The organism is Xanthomonas sp. CFBP 8151, from assembly GCF_011761885.1.
Taxonomy (GTDB): domain Bacteria; phylum Pseudomonadota; class Gammaproteobacteria; order Xanthomonadales; family Xanthomonadaceae; genus Xanthomonas; species Xanthomonas arboricola_B.
In genome coordinates this window covers 576,500-594,510 of sequence record NZ_JAASQZ010000001.1, presented here as the reverse complement: position 1 = coordinate 594,510, position 18,011 = coordinate 576,500, and the positions used below count along the sequence as shown (strand labels likewise).

The 18,011-nt window shown below is 65.1% G+C and carries 18 protein-coding genes and 1 other RNA gene; 13 read left to right on the top strand and 6 right to left on the bottom strand.

All coding sequences use genetic code 11. From position 1 onward, the window contains the following. The first annotated feature begins 177 nt into the window (after positions 1–177). The 9 genes from FHT08_RS02580 to FHT08_RS02540 all read left to right on the top strand — a co-directional run bounded on the left by FHT08_RS02580 (position 178) and on the right by FHT08_RS02540 (position 6,566). Positions 178–594 (top strand): hypothetical protein, encoded by a 417-nt coding sequence (locus FHT08_RS02580; protein ID WP_166774198.1) that lies wholly within the window; start codon positions 178–180, stop codon positions 592–594. A gap of 99 nt (positions 595–693) precedes the next feature. Further along, positions 694–1,317, top strand: coding sequence for an OmpW family outer membrane protein (locus FHT08_RS02575; protein ID WP_104536165.1), 624 nt, complete (start codon positions 694–696; stop codon positions 1,315–1,317). Between the two features lie 119 nt (positions 1,318–1,436). Beyond that, positions 1,437–2,051: an OmpW family outer membrane protein gene (locus FHT08_RS02570; protein WP_166774197.1), complete on the top strand. Its 615-nt coding sequence runs from the start codon at positions 1,437–1,439 to the stop codon at positions 2,049–2,051. A gap of 89 nt (positions 2,052–2,140) precedes the next feature. Further along, a complete protein-coding gene (locus FHT08_RS02565; RefSeq protein WP_166774196.1) occupies positions 2,141–2,956 on the top strand; it encodes a S1/P1 nuclease in 816 nt (271 codons plus the stop codon). A gap of 13 nt (positions 2,957–2,969) precedes the next feature. Beyond that, on the top strand, positions 2,970–3,794 hold the full coding sequence (locus tag FHT08_RS02560; RefSeq protein ID WP_104536726.1) for an MBL fold metallo-hydrolase: 825 nt from the start codon (positions 2,970–2,972) through the stop codon (positions 3,792–3,794). 75 nt (positions 3,795–3,869) lie between these two features. Next, positions 3,870–4,646, top strand: coding sequence for a molybdate ABC transporter substrate-binding protein (gene modA / locus FHT08_RS02555; RefSeq protein ID WP_104536168.1), 777 nt, complete (start codon positions 3,870–3,872; stop codon positions 4,644–4,646). A 15-nt stretch (positions 4,647–4,661) separates the two neighbouring features. Further along, a complete protein-coding gene (gene modB / locus FHT08_RS02550) occupies positions 4,662–5,348 on the top strand; it encodes a molybdate ABC transporter permease subunit (RefSeq protein ID WP_181126213.1) in 687 nt (228 codons plus the stop codon). After that, positions 5,348–5,962 carry a molybdenum ABC transporter ATP-binding protein gene (modC, locus tag FHT08_RS02545; RefSeq protein WP_104536170.1) on the top strand — a complete coding sequence of 205 codons (615 nt, stop codon included), beginning with the start codon at positions 5,348–5,350 and terminating at the stop codon, positions 5,960–5,962. Before modB ends, modC begins: the two co-directional genes overlap by 1 nt. 46 nt (positions 5,963–6,008) lie before the next feature. Further along, on the top strand, positions 6,009–6,566 hold the full coding sequence (locus FHT08_RS02540) for a flavin reductase family protein (RefSeq protein WP_104536171.1): 558 nt from the start codon (positions 6,009–6,011) through the stop codon (positions 6,564–6,566). A gap of 18 nt (positions 6,567–6,584) precedes the next feature. On the opposite strand, the gene FHT08_RS02535 is transcribed toward FHT08_RS02540, so the two are convergent. The 4 genes from FHT08_RS02535 to FHT08_RS02520 form a co-directional block, all read right to left on the bottom strand. Beyond that, on the bottom strand, positions 6,585–7,139 hold the full coding sequence (locus tag FHT08_RS02535; protein ID WP_243848928.1) for a hypothetical protein: 555 nt from the start codon (positions 7,137–7,139) through the stop codon (positions 6,585–6,587). 27 nt (positions 7,140–7,166) lie between these two features. Further along, positions 7,167–7,242: non-coding RNA, sX9 sRNA (locus tag FHT08_RS02530), on the bottom strand. 70 nt (positions 7,243–7,312) lie between these two features. Next, the gene (locus FHT08_RS02525; protein ID WP_166774194.1) at positions 7,313–8,611 is read right to left on the bottom strand and encodes a TonB family protein; all 1,299 of its coding nucleotides are present in this window, start codon (positions 8,609–8,611) and stop codon (positions 7,313–7,315) included. After that, positions 8,601–8,969, bottom strand: a complete 369-nt coding sequence (locus FHT08_RS02520; protein WP_104536174.1) for a BlaI/MecI/CopY family transcriptional regulator — start codon at positions 8,967–8,969, stop codon at positions 8,601–8,603. The genes FHT08_RS02525 and FHT08_RS02520 overlap by 11 nt, the downstream gene beginning before the upstream one ends. Before the next feature lie 151 nt (positions 8,970–9,120). On the opposite strand from FHT08_RS02520, the gene FHT08_RS02515 reads away from it, so the two are divergent. The 3 genes from FHT08_RS02515 to FHT08_RS02505 all read left to right on the top strand — a co-directional run bounded on the left by FHT08_RS02515 (position 9,121) and on the right by FHT08_RS02505 (position 13,288). Then, a complete protein-coding gene (locus FHT08_RS02515) occupies positions 9,121–11,079 on the top strand; it encodes an acetyl-CoA hydrolase/transferase C-terminal domain-containing protein (RefSeq protein ID WP_166774193.1) in 1,959 nt (652 codons plus the stop codon). A gap of 509 nt (positions 11,080–11,588) precedes the next feature. Then, positions 11,589–12,569 carry a L,D-transpeptidase gene (locus FHT08_RS02510; protein ID WP_166774192.1) on the top strand — a complete coding sequence of 327 codons (981 nt, stop codon included), beginning with the start codon at positions 11,589–11,591 and terminating at the stop codon, positions 12,567–12,569. Between the two features lie 2 nt (positions 12,570–12,571). Further along, positions 12,572–13,288, top strand: a complete 717-nt coding sequence (locus tag FHT08_RS02505; RefSeq protein ID WP_166774191.1) for a M23 family metallopeptidase — start codon at positions 12,572–12,574, stop codon at positions 13,286–13,288. A gap of 55 nt (positions 13,289–13,343) precedes the next feature. On the opposite strand, the gene FHT08_RS02500 is transcribed toward FHT08_RS02505, so the two are convergent. Further along, entirely contained in the window at positions 13,344–14,105 is a 762-nt protein-coding gene (locus FHT08_RS02500) for an SDR family oxidoreductase (protein ID WP_166774190.1), read from the bottom strand. Positions 14,106–14,206: 101 nt separating this feature from the next. Between FHT08_RS02500 and FHT08_RS02495 the strand changes: the two genes are divergently transcribed. Further along, the gene (locus tag FHT08_RS02495; protein ID WP_166774189.1) at positions 14,207–15,178 is read left to right on the top strand and encodes a LysR family transcriptional regulator; all 972 of its coding nucleotides are present in this window, start codon (positions 14,207–14,209) and stop codon (positions 15,176–15,178) included. Between the two features lie 285 nt (positions 15,179–15,463). On the opposite strand, the gene fhuE is transcribed toward FHT08_RS02495, so the two are convergent. After that, a complete protein-coding gene (gene fhuE / locus FHT08_RS02490; RefSeq protein WP_166774188.1) occupies positions 15,464–17,656 on the bottom strand; it encodes a ferric-rhodotorulic acid/ferric-coprogen receptor FhuE in 2,193 nt (730 codons plus the stop codon). Positions 17,657–18,011 lie beyond the last annotated feature (355 nt).

Below are 18,011 nucleotides of genomic sequence, written 5' to 3'. Positions count from 1 at the left end.
GCAGCGTCGCACTCGCACGGCCGTGCTGCAGCCGGCGTTGCAGCATGTGGCGCGAGGACGTTGTGCCACGGTGCATGCGTGGTGGGAAATCGGAAACTGCACAAACCTGCGTGGCTTTGCCGTCAACCGGCGATGCGATGCGCGCGCGGCAGCGCAGGCGCGGCACTGCGCGCCGATATGTTTTCTGATTCGGCGACCCATGACGATCTGGCCCACTGCATGGAAGCGACGATCGGCACAGCGCCTGATTTTCGATATATCCAGTTATTTCAACAACTTGATATTTACGCCGATAGGCTGAAAGGCGTATTCATGCATCTGCCGAACCGCGGCATGTCGGCGTGCCGCGAATGTCGCTGCTGGCCCTGCCTGCCGAGGCACCCATCGATCACAACCGAGATTCTCCACGCGGCGCACCCTGACTGTTCCACCGCGCATGCAGGCATCGCGTTACTCCTCGGGTGCCCCTCGCGCCAAGCGCATGGCATGACAGATCCGACGCAATGCGCCGGTGCGATCACCGGCACGGCGCGGATTGCTGGTGTCGGTGCCGGCCCCTTGCTCGCATCCACGCTTGCTCGCATCCACGCATGACCTGCAGCGTCGTTGCGCGGACGGATTGATCAGGATCAAGGCATCCATCGGGCAAAGCCCCAAGACTTCCTCCATCCTCTGCACACAACGAGAGTTTCCATGCGCATGCGCTCTACCCTTCTGCTCGCCGGCCTGGCCGCCACCTTCGCCAGCGTTCCCGCACTGGCTCAATCCAAAGGCGACTGGACCGTTGCCGTCGGTGCCCACCAGGTCGCTCCCAAGTCCGATAACGGCCGTCTGGTCGGCGGCACGCTGGAGGCGGACGTCGGCAAGGACATCAAGCCGACCTTCACCGCGGAATACTTCATCGCCGACAACCTGGGCATCGAAGTACTGGCTGCGCTGCCGTTCGAGCACGACATCGCGCTGCGCGGCCTGGGACGTGTCGGCAGCACCAAGCATCTGCCGCCGGTGATTTCGCTGCAGTACCACTTCAACAGCCAGGGCAGGCTTTCGCCGTTCGTTGGCGCGGGCATCAACTACACCCGTTTCTTCAGTACCGACACGCGCGGCGCGCTGGCCGGCAGCGAGCTGGAACTGGACGATTCCTGGGGCCTGGCGCTGCACGCGGGCTTGGACTACAAGCTCAGCGACCGCGGCGCGCTGCGGGTGAATCTGCGCTGGATCGACATCGACACCGAAGCGCGCCTCGACGGCAACCGCATAGGCACGGTCAACATCGACCCGCTGGTCTACGGCGTGGCCTACGTGCACCGGTTCTGACCCAGCCAGCGTGCGCGATGCATCTCTGGCACACTTGGCGTCCAGGGACGTGAATCCACCGCCGGAGCTGCGGACAGGTTGGTCACGTCGACCGCCTGTCCGACCTATCCGGGGATTCCATGAGCATGCTGATCCGTACCGCCCTCGCCATCGCACTGGCCGCCTCGGCCGCGCCCGCCCTTGCACAATCGGCCGGCCACTGGACCACGGGCTACGGCGCCGGCTATGTCGCGCCCAAGTCCGACAGCGGCAGCTTCGGCGGCACGCGTGCGGAGATCAAGGGCGCACCGACGCTCTCGTTCACCTACGAATACTTCCTGCGCAACAATCTCGGCATCGAGGTGCATGCCGCGGTGTCGGGCAAGCACGATCTGGAGCTTGAAGGCGTCGGCAAGGTGGGCAGCTATTGGTCGGTGCCGCCGAGCGTGCTGTTGCAGTACCACATCAACGGCTACGGCACGGTGTCGCCGTTCGTGGGCGTCGGCATCAACTACACCACGTTTGTCGGTGAAGACGTCGATGACGCCTTCGGCAATGGCGATCTGCGCTTCGACGATTCGGTGGGCGCCACCGCGCATGTCGGTGTGGACTTCATCTTCAACGATCGCAGCGGCCTGCGGGTGGATGCGCGCTGGACCGATTCGCGCAGCAACGTCGACTTCAATGGCAGCCGGCTGGGCAAGGCACGGATCGATCCATTGACCTACGGCGTGTCGTACCTGGTGTACTTCTGAGCATGCCGCAGACGCCACGCTGAGCCGAGGCTGTGCTTCGACAGGAAACGGCCATCGAACCGTCCCGGGCCGATGCGTACAATTGCCGGATGAAGACCTTCTCCCCTCGCATCATCGTTCTTGCCGCGACCGTTGTCGCGGCACTGCAACCCATCAGCGCCGTCGCCTGGGGGCCGCAAGGCCACCGTCTGGTGGCGCGCATTGCCGAGACCGAACTGAGCCCGCAGGCGCAAGCGCAGGTGGCGCAATTGCTCAAGGGCGAAGCCAATCCGACCTTGGCCGGTGTCGCCAGCTGGGCCGACGAGCTGCGCGAACACGACCCCGAGCTGGGCAAGCGCTCCGGGCCCTGGCATTACGTCAATCTTGGCGAACACGACTGTACGTATGCGCCGCCGCGCGACTGCCCGGACGGCAACTGCGTGATCGCCGCCCTCGACCGACAGATTGGGCTGCTTGCCGACCGCAGCCAGCCCCTGGAGGTGCGCCGGCAGGCCCTGAAGTTCGTGGTGCATTTTGTCGGCGACATCCATCAGCCGATGCATGCCGGCTACGCGCACGACAAGGGCGGCAATGAGTTCCAGCTGCAGGTCGCTGGCAAGGGCAGCAACCTGCATGCGCTGTGGGACAGCGGCATGCTCAACGACCGTCATCTTGGTGACGATTCGTATCTGCAACGCCTGCTGGCGTTGCCGGCGACCGCTGCGACATCGTCGGTGCTGCCACCGCCGGCCGCGGCATGGGCGCAGGCTTCCTGCAAGATCGCAATCACGCCTGGCGTCTATCCAGACAAACATTTGTTGCCGGACGACTATATCGCGACCTATCGTCCGCTCGCCGAGACCCAATTGCGCGAGGCCGGCGACCGACTGGCCGCCGTGCTCAACGCGGCGCTGGCCGCGCCCTGAGATGGAGACGCCGATGCAGCCCGAGGTGCTTGCGTTCTTTCACGCCGACAGCAACACCTTCACCTATGTGGTCGCCGACGCGGCAACCGGGGCGGCAGCGGTGATCGACCCGGCGCTGGACTATGCGGCAGACACAGGCGAGGTCGGCACGCACGCCGCGCAAGCCATCGTCGATGCCATCGCCCAGCATGGCTGGCAGGTGCAGTGGCTGCTGGAAACCCATGCGCATGCCGATCACCTGTCTGCCGCGCAATGGCTGAAACGGCACTGGCCACAGGCGCGCATCGGCATCGGCGACGGCATCCGGGATGTGCAGCAGACGCTCGCGCCACGCTATGCGTTGCCGGATGACTTCTGTGCCGACGGCTCGCAGTTCGATCACCTGTTTGCCGATGACGAGCGCTTGGAACTCGGCAAGCTGCAGGTGCGTGTCATCGCGGTGCCTGGACATACCAGTGACAGCATCGCGTACCTGATCGGCGATGCGCTGTTCCCCGGTGATTCATTGTTCATGCCGGACGCCGGCACTGCGCGCTGCGATTTCCCCGGTGGCGATGCACGGCAACTGTTCGCCTCGATACAGCGCATGTACGCGCTCCCCGAGGACACGCGCGTGTTCGTCTGCCACGACTACGGCCCGGGCGGCCGTGAGGTGGCGTACCAGACCAGTATCGGCGAGCAGCGGCGCAGCAATATCCACGTGCGCGATGGGGTGGAGATTGATGCATTCGTGGCGCAGCGTCAGGCACGCGATGCCACGCTGCCCGAGCCCAAGCTGATCCGGCCCGCATTGCAGGCCAATCTGCAGGCCGGCCGCTGTGGCGGAGTATCTGCGTAGCGTTGGTTGTGCTCGCTACGCGGGATGCATGGCACAGCCGCTATGATCGGCGCCTTATCCCGTTGGAGCTTCCCTATGCGCACGATCGGTTTCTGGCAGCGCGCGTTCTGCGTGCTGATGCTTGCCCTGCCCGCCCTGGCCATTGCGCAGACCGCGCCGGTGACGGTGTTTGCTGCAGCCAGCCTGAAGGAATCCATGGACGAGGCCGCGGCCGCTTACGAGAAGGCGACCGGCACGCCCGTGCGCGTCTCCTACGCTGCCAGCTCTGCACTGGCACGCCAGATCGAGCAAGGCGCACCGGCTGACGTATTCTTTTCGGCCGACCTGGAATGGATGGACTATCTGCAGCAGCGTGGCCTGGTCGTGCCGGCGCAGCGTCACAACCTGCTCGGCAATACCCTGGTACTGGTCGCTCCGGCCACCAGCAAGCTGCGCGTGGATCCGCGCCAGCCGGGCGCGATCGTCAAGGCGCTCGGCGACAGCGGCCGGCTGGCGGTCGGCCAGACCAACAGCGTGCCGGCCGGAAAGTATGCCGCCGCAGCGCTGCGCAAGCTCGGCCAGTGGGATGGCGTGAGCAATCGCCTGGCCGAGTCGGAAAGCGTGCGTGCCGCATTGATGCTGGTCTCGCGCGGCGAGGCGCCGCTGGGCATCGTGTACGGCTCGGATGCACGCGCCGAACCCAAGGTGCGCGTGGTCGCGACCTTCCCCGACGATAGCCACGATGCCATCGTGTATCCGGTTGCTGCATTGAAGAACAGCAGCAATGCCGGCACGACCGCGTTCGTGCAATGGCTGGGCAGCAAACCGGCCAAGGCGATCTTCGTCCGCCGTGGTTTTTCGCTGAAGGATTGAGGCGCACCGTTGTCGATGTTCACCCCGCAGGAGCTGACCGCGATCGGCCTGAGTCTCAAGGTCGCCATCGTTGCGGCCATCGCCAGCCTGCCACCGGGCATCGCCTGCGGCTGGCTGCTGGCGCGTCGGCGCTTTCCGGGCAAGGCGCTGCTGGATGCCTTGCTGCATCTGCCGCTGGTGATGCCGCCGGTGGTGACCGGCTACGCGCTGCTGGTGGTGCTGGGCACGCAGGGGCCGGTCGGTCGCTGGTTGCTGGAACATCTCGGCATCCAGTTCGCGTTCCGCTGGACCGGGGCAGCGCTGGCGTGCGCGGTGATGGGATTTCCGTTGATGGTGCGCGCGATCCGCTTGTCCATCGAAGCGACCGACCGTCGCCTGGAAGCGGCTGCCGCCACGCTTGGTGCGGGTCCGCTGCGGGTGTTCTTCAGCATCACCTTGCCGCTGGCCTGGCCGGGCCTGGTGGCCGGCATGGTGCTGGCGTTTGCCAAGGCCTTGGGCGAATTCGGTGCGACCATTACCTTCGTGTCCAATATCCCTGGCGAAACCCAGACCCTGTCGTCGGCCATCTACGGGCTGATGCAGGTGCCGGGCATGGAATCGGGCGTGTGGCGACTGGCCGGCGTTGCGCTGGCGATCTCGCTGGCGGCGCTGCTGCTGTCCGAGTGGCTGGTGCGCAGACCGCATCCGCGCGAGGACAGCTGATGCTCGATATCGATCTGCAGCTGCAGCGCGGCAATTTTCAACGGCATCTCCATATCCAGGACCAGGCGCGCGTGGTGGCCCTGGTCGGGCCTTCCGGCGCGGGCAAGACCACGGTGCTCAATGCGATCGCCGGGCTGGTGCGGCCGCAGGCCGGGCATATCCGCATCGACGGGCGCTGCCTGTACGACGCCCGGCAAGGCGTCAACCTGCCCACGCACAAACGCAGGATCGGCTACGTGTTTCAGGATGCGCGGCTGTTTCCGCATCTGGATGTGCGTCGCAATCTGCGTTACGGCCGGCACGCCGGGGGCACGGCGCCATTCGGCTTCGACGACGTGGTGACGCTGCTGGGTATCGCGCCGTTGCTGCAACGCCGGCCGCGCAATCTGTCCGGGGGAGAGGCGCAGCGGGTGGCGATCGGCCGCGCCTTGTTGTCGCAACCGGCGATCCTGCTGTTCGACGAGCCCTTGTCGGCACTGGATCAGGCGCGCCGCGAAGAACTGATTCCCTACCTGCAACGCGTGCGCGACGAGATCCGCCTGCCGATGTTGTATGTCAGCCACAATCCCGATGAAGTACAGCGCATCGCAGATAGCGTGCATGTGCTGGAATGAGCGCATCGGCACAGTCCACCACCGCATCCAATCTACTGGTGTGTCCATGAAACAGTACCGAAAGCATGCATTCCCGGTGGAGCAGGCGCGCCGCTTCCTCGAACCCGGGCCGGTGGTACTGGTGAGCTCGGCCCACAAGGGCCAGCGCGACATCATGACGATGGGGTGGCATATGGTGCTGGAGTTTTCGCCCTCGCTGATCGCATGCTGCATCGCTCGCGGCAACCACAGTTTCGAACTGGTCCGGCGCAGCAAGCAATGCGTGATCAACCTGCCGACAGCCGAGCTGCTCGACACCGTGATCGGCATCGGCAACAGCAGCGGTGCACAGATCGACAAGTTCGACCACTTCGGACTGACTGCCGTCCCCGGCCAACGGGTCGCAGCGCCAGCCATCGCCGAGTGCTACGCCAGTTTCGAATGCCGCCTGCACGACGGCCGGCAGATCAACCGCCATGCCCTCTTTGTCTGGGAAGTGGTGAACGCGCAGGTGGCCAGGCGGCCTGCGCTTCCCAGGACGGTGCATTACCGCGGCGATGGCCGCTTCATGCTGTCCGGCGACGAAGTCTCGCGGCGGCGCCTGTTCGCACCCGACATGCTCTGATCGCAGCGATGCGCGCGTTCAATGCGCCACCTTGCCGGTGCGCACGCTGACCTTGCCCTGCCGCACTTCGAAGGTGAACGCGAACGACAGCGTCACCGGTACCGGTACCTGGCTGCTGGCGCCGCTGCAATCGTCCAGCGCGGCTGGCTGCGCCACACCTGCGGCAAACGTGCACAGCGCGGCCGGAACGAACTGCCATTGCTGCACCGTGGTACGCACCGACTGCACCAGATCGGCGTTGTCCGGCAGCAGACCGGCCGCGCATTCGTCGCGATCGGACATGGGGTCGACGCGCTGTACCGCACCTTCAGCGGTCAGGATCACATGCGCGCACACAGTGGTCGGCGACAAACTCTGCCGTGGCGAATCGGCCGGCAGCACCGGCGCGTCGCTGCGCAGCGCGCGCGGCATCCGGAAGCGCTGCGCCGGCGCCAGTGTGTAAGGCTGGATGGAGCCGCCGCCGTCGCCGCCCGACTGCGCGCTCAGCATGCGCTGGTCCACCGAATCTTCGCGCTGGCTGCGCTGCTGTTCCTGCACGCCTTGCGTTGCACATGCGCCAAGCGACAGCGCCATGATTGCGGCGCAGATCGAATTAGGAACGGCTGACAACATGTGGCGAGCAGTCGTCAGGTAGGCGTGGCCGGCGCGCAGGAACCGAACTGTAAGAGTGGTATCTGCCGATTCCAGGCACCGGCCGCGCCTACCTGACAGTTGTGCTGCCGTCTTGCCGGTCGCTCTGAATCGCATCACGGCCCCTCCTGTATCGCGCAGCCCACTGAAGCACAACCTGCAAGGCGGCTGGACGCTGCCGGATCCGATAGCGCAGCGCCTGCATCCGCAACGGTTGACGTTTGCTCCGGCGCATCCAGTGCGAACTTCACCGGCACGCGCACCTTGGAAGCAATCGCCCTGCCATGTGCATAGGCAGGCTTCAGCCGCCACTGGCGCGCTGCCTCCAGCACGGCTTGATCGAACACGCCGGCCGGCGCGCTCCGCACGACAGCGATGTGCTGCGGTACGCCGCCAGGGTTGACCTCAATCTGCAGTTCGACAAAGCCCTCAATACCGCCGTCGAACGCGGCTGCCGGATACCTCGGCGGTTGCATCGTGGCGAAATCCACCGCATTGCCGGCCGCCAGCGTCGGTTGTGCCGCTAACACAATGCGCGCCGGCTGCAGGGCCCAGGCCGTGGTACTGATCGTCGCCGCGAGCAGCAGTACCATCGCCACGCGCCAGCGCGCCTGTCCGGCAGCTACTGGCGAAGCACGCAGCGCCGCGATCCGTTGCGTCAACGGATGCGATGCAGCCCAATGACAGGCGAGCGGCGTAAAGCCGGCACCAAGCTGGGTCTTGAGCATGGCGGTGGCGTAACTGCGGCGCTTGCCCGGATGTTGCGCCAGCACGGCCGCATCGCAGGCCAGTTCCTGATCCAGCCGGAACGCACGCCAGGCCAGATGCATCAGCGGGTTGAACCAGCCGATGCAGAGCATCAATGCCGCCAGCAGATTGGCATGTAGGTCGCCACGGCGCAGATGCAGGCGCTCGTGCGCCAGGATCAGGGCGCGCTCATCGACGTTGTAGCGCTCACCGAAATCCGCCGGCACCACGATGCGCAGACGCCAGAGTCCCAACGATGCAGGAAGACCGACATCGCGCGTGGCAGACCAGAGCCGGTCGTCGAGCCGCTGCAACGGCCCCAGGCTGCGCATGAAACGCCGTTGCCGTATCCACAAACCGATCGCCATCACTACCGCGCCGCCCAGCCACGCTGCTACCAGCCATGTTGCCCACGCCTGACCTTCGCCATGCACGCCGGAGGGCGCTGGCATGGCAATCGGCGCCGGCAGTCCCGGCACTGTGATGCCGAAAGACGGGCCGGGCAACAAGGCCGCCACCAGGGCCAGCGGGACGCAGGGCCAGATCGCATACGCCGCGGCGGCACCCGACAGCTGGCGCAATGGGCGACGCAGGAGCAGGCAGACCAGCAACGCAGCGGTGATGTACAGCGTTGCGCGCGATAACAGGATCCAGGCCTCAGGGTTCATCGTCCAGCTCCTTGATCAGTTGTTTCAGTTCCGCGATATCGGACGCGCTGAGTTTTCCGCGCTCGCTGAAATGCGCCACCAGTGGCGCCACCCGCCCGCCGAACAGGCGCTGCAGCAATCCCTCGCTCTGTTGCTGCACCCACTGCTCGCGCGCCAGCACCGGCGAATAGAGATAACGTCGCCCTTGTTTGACCGCGCGGATTGCGCCCTTGCCGAGCAGGCGGTTGAGCAAGGTCTTGACGGTGGGCTCGGCCCAGTCGCTGTGCCCTGCCAGCGCGGCGACCACGTCGTCTGCGCTGCGCGGCGCCGCATCCCAGAGCACCTGCATCACCACCGCTTCGGCGTCACTGATCGGCATGCGATTACATCCGTAATTTTTATCGATTACGCATGTAAAACTTGCGTCTGTCAAGCCCTTCCCGCTTGCCTTGCAGGAGACGCATGCATCGACCCGGCCTTGTCGGCGATCCAGATACCTGCCCCACCATCGCCTCGGCTACCCTGCACCGATGACTGAACACCTCACCGACCTGCCCAGCGCGGTTGCGCATATCCTGCAACGTCTCGATGGCCCGCTGCGCGTCGGCGCGCCGTTGGGCATCGGCAAGCCGCACCGGTTGTTGAACGCCTTGTATGCGCAGCTTAAGCACACGCCGACGTGGCCGCTGGCGCTGTATACGGCGCTGTCGCTCAATCCGCCCAAGCCCGGCGCGGGACTGCAAGCGCGCTTTGCTGCGCCCTTCCTTGCGCGCCATTTCGGTGCGGATTTCCCGCGTCTTGCCTACGTCGATGACATGTTGCGCGATGCGCTGCCGGCGCATGTGCAGGTGGAAGAGTTCTACATGCAGTCCGGCGGGCTGCTGCACTCCACCCAGGCGCAGGCCGACTACACCAGCCTCAACTACACCCACGCTGCCGCAGCCGTGGCGCAACGCGCGCCGAACCTGATCGTGCAGAAGGTGGCACGCGAGCCCGGCGGCACCCGCTTGTCGTTGTCGTGCAACAACGACATCACCCAGGACACGCTGGATGCGGTGCAGGCACTGGGCCTGCCGCGCCCCATGCTGGTGGCGGAAGTCGACACGCAACTGCCGTGGATCGGCGGAACCGCGGCAGTGGAGGAAACCTTCTTCGACCTGGTGATCGACCTGCCAGGCCAGTCGCCGCGCCTGTTCGGGTTGCCCAGGCAACCGGTGAACACCGTCGACTACGCCATCGGTCTGTATGCCAGCGCGCTGGTCCGCGATGGCGGCACCTTGCAGATCGGCATTGGCACCCTGGCCGATGCGCTGAGCCATGCGCTGGTGTTGCGACATACCGACAACACGAGTTATCGACGCGTGCTGCAGGCGCTGGACCCGGAACTGGAACAGCATCCTGCCGTGCGCGCCAGCGGTGGCCTGGCGCCGTTCCAGATCGGCCTGTACGGCTGCAGCGAAATGCTCAACGAAGGGTTCAAGCAGTTGGTGGACAGCGGTGTGATCCGCCGCAAGGTGCACGACGATCTGGCGCTGATGCAGCGCATCGCCGACAGCAGTGCCGACGCGGCCGATCATGCGCGCCTGGCACGCGAAGGCGAGTTTCTGCATGGCGCGTTCTATCTCGGCTCGCCGGACTTCTACCGATGGCTACGCGATCTGGATGCGGGCACGCGCGATGCCATCGGCATGCGCCGCATCAGCGAGATCAACCAGCTGTACGGCGGCAACGAAGCACTGGAGCGCCTGCAACGCCGCGATGCGCGCTTCTTCAACTCCTGCATGATGGCCACTGCACTCGGCGCGGCGGTGTCCGATGGGCTGGAAGACGGCCGTGTGGTTTCTGGTGTCGGCGGCCAATACAACTTCGTGGCGATGGCACATGCCTTGCCGCAGGCCCGCAGCGCGTTGATGCTGCGGGCCACGCGTGACGCCGGTGCACACGCAGCGAGCAATGTGCGCTGGAACTACGGGCACACCACCATCCCGCGCCATCTGCGCGATCTGTACATCACCGAGTACGGCATCGCCGACCTGCGCCACCAGACCGATCAGGACTGCGTACTGGCGATGGCCGGCATCTGCGATGCACGCTTCCAGAACGCATTGCTGGCGGCCGCCAAGGCATCGCGCAAGTTGCGTGGCGACCCTGCACTGCCCGCGCGTGCACAACGCAACACGCCGCAGGCGCTGGAACAGGCGCTGGCGCCGTTCCGTCGCGATGGCAGCCTGCCCGACTACCCACTCGGTAGCGACTTCACCGAGGTCGAGCAACGTGTGCTGCGTGCCCTGACCTGGCTCAAACGCGCGACTGCCGGCAACAGCGCGAAGCTGACGACCGTCTGGCGCGCACTGCTGTCACGCGATACCGGCGATGCAAGCCACGGCGCCTGTCTGCAACGGATGGCATTGGATGCGCCGCGCAGCATCGCCGAACACGTGCAGGCCCGGCTGCTGGCGTACGCCTTGCGGAAAACCGGAGTGCATTGAAACATCCGTACCGCAAGAAGCGATGCCGGGGTGCGCGAAGCGAACAACCCACGGGGTGCCGCAGTCTTTGGCCCGTTGTGATGACCGGCATGACCGCGCATGCCGCTCCTCGCCTCACCGATCTGCACTGCAAGGGCATGCATGTGCAGGATGGCCCAGCGCGGATCGGAGCCGGCAGCGAGCAAGCGCTTGCAAGGATTGCCGGGGCCGTGAAGCGCCTTTGGCGTTAGACGTTACCGCCAACCTCACGCTCAACACAGCGCAGTGGACAGCACACGCAGCGCGATCGACTGAGAAAGAACTTGCTGCAGCGCATCTACACCCTGCGCCGCCGCCCGGGTAGAAGCATCAGCAGCAGGCGATCGGAAACTGGGCGGCGATGAGATCGCAGATACCCGCTCCCGACTCGTATCGCTACAGCATCCTCAGTCAGTCTCGGTGCAGCCATTTCACGCAGACCACGCAGGCGGCTCGGGCAAGGTGCGCGCATGTCTCCTCCGGACCTGCTCATGCCATCACGTATTTACGCTCGCGTTTGCTTGCTCTCCCTTGCCCTGGGCACCTCCCTGTCCGCACAGGCGCAAGCGCCGCTGCCCCCTGCGGCACCTGCGCCGACAGCAACCCCGGCTGCGACGGTCTTGCCGACTGGCCCGCGTTCGGATCTGCATGCACAGGTGCTGCTGGATCGCGCGCATTTCTCGCCGGGGCAGATCGACGGCGAGCGTGGTTCCAATCAGAAGCGTGCGGTGTCGGGGTTTCAGGCAGCGCACAAGATCAAGGTCACCGGTGAGCTGGATGACGCCACCTGGCAGGCCTTGCAGGCCGACACCACGCCGGCGCTGGTGCAGTACACGCTCACCGATGCCGATGTGGCCGGACCGTTCCAGCCGATTCCGAAGGGACCGGCCGAACAAGCCAAGCTGACGTCGCTGGGCTATACCTCGGTGGACGAGGCGCTGGGCGAGCGTTTCCATGCCGATCCGGAACTGCTGCGCCAACTCAACCCCGGCGTGGATTTGAGCAAGGCCGGCGGCGTGATCCAGGTACCGAACATCGACGGCGCCTCCCCCTTGGCCAAGCCGGCCAAGCTGGTGGTCGACAAGTCCGAGTCGACGCTGCGCCTGTTCGACGCCGACGGCAAGGTGTATGCGCAGTTCCCGGTGTCCTCCGGCAGCAAGCACGATCCGCTGCCGATCGGCCGCTGGAAGGTGCTGGGCGTCGCGCGCGACCCGGTGTTCAAGTACAACCCCAAGCTGTTCTGGGATGCCAAGAAGGGTGATCAAAAAGCCACCCTGCCCTCCGGCCCGAACAATCCGGTCGGACGCGTGTGGATCGATCTGTCCAAGCCGCATTACGGCCTGCACGGCACGCCGGAGCCGGGTCATGTCGGCAAGACCGAATCGCATGGTTGCGTGCGTCTGACCAACTGGGACGTGGTCAATCTGGCAGGCGTGGTCGGTCCATCCATGCCGGTGGTGATGCAGGAGTAAGCATGAGACTGCTGATGATGCTGGTGGTCGGTGTGTTGCTCGGTGCGGCCGGCTATTGGTGGCTGGAACGCCAGGCGCCGCAGGCAACGGTGGCCGCAGCGTCCAACGCTGCACCCGCTGTAACAGCGCAACCCGACGCGGCAGGGGCTGGAATGGCAGCCTCTTCCGCCGCTGCGCCGCCCATTGCCGCGTCGGCGCCATCCAGCCAGATGACGCCTGCTGCAGACACGCCAACCGCACCGGCATCCGCACCCTCTCCTGGGGCTGCAATTTCAGGCAGCGGCCTGCTGATTCCGGTACAAGGCATCGGCAGCGGCCAGCTGCAGGACACCTTTACCGACGCACGCAGCGAAGGCCGCGTACACGATGCCATCGACATTCTTGCACCGACCGGCACACCGGTGCTTGCAGTTGCAGATGGCACGGTCGAGAAAATGTTCAACAGCGAGCGCGGTGGCCTGACCGTGTACCAGTTCGACCCGAACGGGACGTACTGCTACTACTACGCCCACCTGGAGCGTTATGCCGACGGCCTGGCAGAAAAGCAGCAGATCACGCGCGGCCAGGTCATCGGCTACGTCGGCAGTACCGGCAATGCCGATCCTGCAGCACCGCATCTGCACTTCGAGATCCATCGCCTGGGGCCGGAAAAACAATGGTGGAAGGGCGAGGTCTTGAATCCTTACCCGGTATTGCATGGCGATCAAACCCTGCAGTGATGCACCGAGCAGCGATGCACGCACAGGCCTGCGTGTAATGGGCAGGCCTGTGCATTCAGATCAACATCCCGCCCGATACTTCGATGCGCTGCGCATTGATCCACCCCGTCCCCGGCGCGAGTAACGCGGCAACTACCGGCCCGATATCGTCCGGCAGTCCTGGGCGTCCCAGCGCCGTGACCGACGACACCATCGCATTGACCTGTGCGTTATCGCGCACGCTGCCGCCGTTGAAATCCGTTTCGATCGCACCCGGTGCCAGTGTGTTGGCACGAATGCCCCGCGCGCCCAGTTCCTTGGCCAGATAGCGGGTGAACACCTCCACCCCGCCTTTCATCATCGCGTAAGCCGATGCGCCGGGCAGCGCGAAGCGTGCCAGGCCACTGGACACGTTGAGGATGCGTCCGCCATCGGCGATCAGCGGCAGCAACGCCTGGGTCAGGAAATACGGCCCCTTGAGATGAATGTTGACCAGGGCGTCGAACTGCGCCGGCGTGGTGTCGGCGATGGCCGCATGCAGCCCGCTACCGGCGTTGTTGACCAGCGCATCGACATGCGTGCGGTCCCAACCGGCCAGCACCTGCTTCAACTGCGCGGCGAATGCCGCGAACGACCCGGCGTCGGCGATATCCAGCGGCAGGGCGTGCGCGCGGCGGCCGAGCGCGTGGATCTCAGCGACCACGGAGGCCGCCTCCTCTGCCTGGCTGCGATACGTCAGCACGATGTCGCTGCCATCGGCAGCGAGCGCAAGCGCGGCGTTGCGGCCCAGGCCGCGGCTGCCGCCAGTAATCAGAGTGATCGGTGTGGTGGTCGACATGGATGGACTCCGTTGTGTGGTGGGATGCGATTTGAAGCGATCAACACAGCTGGCGCGTGACCGCTGGGCGGGCGTGACAACGCCCGACGGTGCCAAGACTATTGCGCTTGCCGCGCCGCATAAATCGGTCCAACCTGATAGCACCGTTCAAGAACGTCGACCAATCGATGGACACCCTGCAATCGCTGCGCGCCTTCCTGCGCGTCGCCGAGCTCGGCAGCTTCACCCGTGCCGCCGAAACGCTGGGGCTGCCCAAAGCCAGCGTCTCTACCGCCGTGCAGCGACTCGAGGCTTCGCTGGGTACGCAGCTTTTGCATCGCACGACGCGTCGCGTACAACTCACCGGCGACGGCGCCGCGTTCTATCAGCGCAGCCGCGATCTGCTCGACGACATGGACGAGTTGCAGAGCATGTTTCAACGCGAACGCAGCCAGCTACGCGGGCGCTTGCGGGTGGACATGTCTTCCGGCATCGCGCGCAATTTCGTGATTCCCGCACTGCCCGGGTTCCTGGCGCAGCACCCCCAGCTGGAAGTGGAGATCAGCGGCACCGACCGCCGCGTCGATGTGGTGCGCGAAGGCTTCGACTGCGTGTTGCGCGTGGGCACGCTCGAAGACACCAACCTGGTCGCGCGACCGCTCGGCGCGTTTCGCATCATCAATTGCGCCAGTGCCGCCTACCTCGCACGACGGGGCACGCCGCAGCGCCTGGACGATCTGGCACACCACGACCTGGTGCATTACGTGCCGACGCTGGGCCAGCGATCGCCCGGCTTCGAGTACCGCGACGGACACGCCTACCAGCTACTGCCCATGCACGGCCCGGTGACGGTCAACAACGGCGATGCCTATCTTGCTGCGGCATTGGCAGGCCTGGGCATCATTCAGGCGCCGGCCAGTCCGTTACGCCAGCACCTGGACAGCGGTGCCTTGATCGAGCTGCTGCCCGCCATCGCGCCGGAACCGATGCCGGTTACGCTGCTCTACGCGCAGCGTCGCCATCTGCCGCAACGCGTGCGAGCGTTCATGGACTGGGTTGCAGAGGTGATGGCGCCGCATCTGGAACCACTGTAGCCCGGGGCCGCCTCGATGCGACTGATGGCACGTCAGCACGCATGCGTACGCAGGAAGTGTCTCTATCGCTTGGCGCCATTGGCGGGAGGCATCTGCTTGCGCGCCACGTCGACACCACTCAAGCAAAGCGATACCAGCACGCAGTTACGGCATTGCGGTAAGCGCAGCAGATCTACGCTCTGCCCCGCGGATGCAGACACAAAAAAACAGGCACCTGTTGCAAGGTGCCTGTGCATGTAGCGGCAACAGACCGGGCGCTGAAATCGCGCCCAGCCCGGTCTGCGATCAGAACGTGTAGTTGAAGGTCAGCATGCCGTTGCGCGATGCGCCCCACGCGCCATAGCCACCATTGAACTGCGAGTAGTAGCGCTTGTCGAGCAGGTTGTCGACATTGAGCTGCACCGAGAACTGCGGCGACAACCGATAGCGCGCAAACGCGCTGACCAGTGCGTAAGCGCTCTGCTGAAAGGCGCCGTAGACCGGGTCCACATAGTACGAGCGGTTCTGCCAGTTGACGCCACCACCCACGGTCAGATCGCTCCACGCGCCTTGCGGGGTGTAGCTGTTGAACAGTTTGAGGGTGGTGCGCGGCAGATGCGTATTGATCGAGGAGCCGTTGTCATCGCGGGCGGTGTAATGCGAAGCGCCGAAGGTGGTGCTCCAGCTCTCGGTCACCCGCCCGGACACCTCGAAATCGAAGCCTTCGCTGACCACGCCGCTGGCGGCCTCATACGCCGACTCGGTGCTACCGGGGACGAAGCCGCCGGTGGCCACGCCCAGGTTGTCCTGCTCGATGCGGAACACCGCAAGCGAGGCGTTGAGCCTGTCGTCGAACCAAGCTGCCTTGACGCCGGCTTCGTAGCCCTTGCCGCTCAACGGATCCAGGTAGCCGCCATTGGCATCGCGCAGGGTCTGCGGGTTGAAGATTTCGGTGTAGCTGGCGTATGCCGACCACACGTCGTTGATGTCGTAGACCAGACCGGCGTACGGCGTGACTTCGTTCTGGGTGTCAGAAAACGGCAGCAATTGCTGCGTGGTGAAGTCTAGGTTGCGGCCGTCGATCTGCCAGTCGGTATAGCGTGCGCCCACCAGCAGCGTCAGCGGCTCGGCCAGCGAGAAACGCGCAGCCACATAAGCGGCCTTCTGCTTGATCGTGCCGTCGCTCTGCACCAGCAGCGGACTCCAGTTGGGCTCCGGATACGCGCCGTTCCAGCCGAGGTAGCTATCCAGCGGCGCCGGGAAATCGAAGGTGCCGTTATTGACGTACTCGCGGCGGTTGTAGCTGGCGCCGGCGACCAAATGATGCTCGCGGCCAAACAGCTGGAACGGGCCTTCCGCATAGACGTCGGCGCCATCGGCCTTGCGCTCGGTCTGGTAGTTGCCCGAATACGGCACCACGCCACCACCGGTGGTGCGATCGAGTCCGAAGATCGTGTAGTACGGATAGAACAGGTGATTGGCCGCTTCGGTCTTCTCGTGGCTCAGATTGGCCTTGAGATTCCAACCGTTGTCGAAACTCTGCTGCAGGCTGGCGAAGGTGCGCTGCAGGCGCGTGTCCCAGAAGGTCCAGTCGGCCGCCGGATTGAACGAACGGTCATAGTTCGTACGGGTGCCATCGCTGAAGAACAGCGGGAAGCCGCCCCAGGTGACGTCGTTCGATTCCTTCTTCTGGTACTCGTAACCCACGCTCAGCAAGGTGCTGTCGGTGAGGTCGGCATCGATGATCGCCGAGCCGATCTTCTTGCGCAGGCCGTAGCGGTCCATGTCCGATTCGCCATCCTGGTACACGCCGATCACGCGCGCACGGACGGTGCCTTCGGGGCTCAGCGGCACGGTGACATCGGCCACGCTGCGGGTCTTGTTGAAATCGCCACCGCCCACCGACACGGTGCCGGTGAAGTCGCGGCTGAGCGCATGCTTGCGCACCAGGTTGATCGAGGCCGACGGATTGCCCGAGCCGGTCAGCAGGCCGGTGGCGCCACGCACCACTTCGACACGGTCGTACAGCGCCACGTCCAGCGCCGAATCGCCATAGCTCCAGGCCTGTTCCATGTAGGCCGGGATGCCGTCGAACTGGTAGTTGTCGATGTAGAAACCGCGTGCGAAGAATTCCAGCCGCTCGCTGTCGCTCTGCGCCACCGAAATGCCGGTGACGTTGTTGAGCACGTCGGTGATGCTCTGCAGGTTCTGGTCGTCCATGCGGTCGCGGGTGATCACGGTGACCGATTGCGGAATCTCCCGCAACGACAGGTCCATGCGCGTGCCGGCGGTGGTCTTCTCCACCGTATAGCCCTTGGCCTGTTCGCCCTGCACGATCAACCGGTCCAGGGTGGTGACCTGGGCATCGGCGACGGCCACGGGCGTCTCGGCCAGCACCTGGCCGGCGGCCATGGTGCACAGCGCGGCACACAGCGCACGCGGCAGGACATGGCGACGCGCGCCCACGGAAGCAAGACGCAATTCGGTACTACGGATCATCGGAGACTCCAACGCAGACGGATCAGACCACGCGCTGCGAAGACGCCGCGCCGGCAACAAGGGGAGGAAGCGTGTGCCTTACCACCGGCAGCGCACCATTTTAATGGGAATGATTCACATTTTAAATAGTGGATTGACAAATTTTTAGCATCCGTTCAAGCCAAGCGAACGCTACAGAAATGCCGCCGCATGCTGCCGGCGGGCGCATTGCGTAGCCGGCGTATCGAGAGGATCAGCCCGGTTTAACCGAGCCGCCGCAGGGCTTGGCGCACCACACGGCCACGCCAGTTGCTGACCAGGATCCGTGCATCGGCGCTGGTCGACGACGGGCACCGACACGTGCAATGCCCCCGTT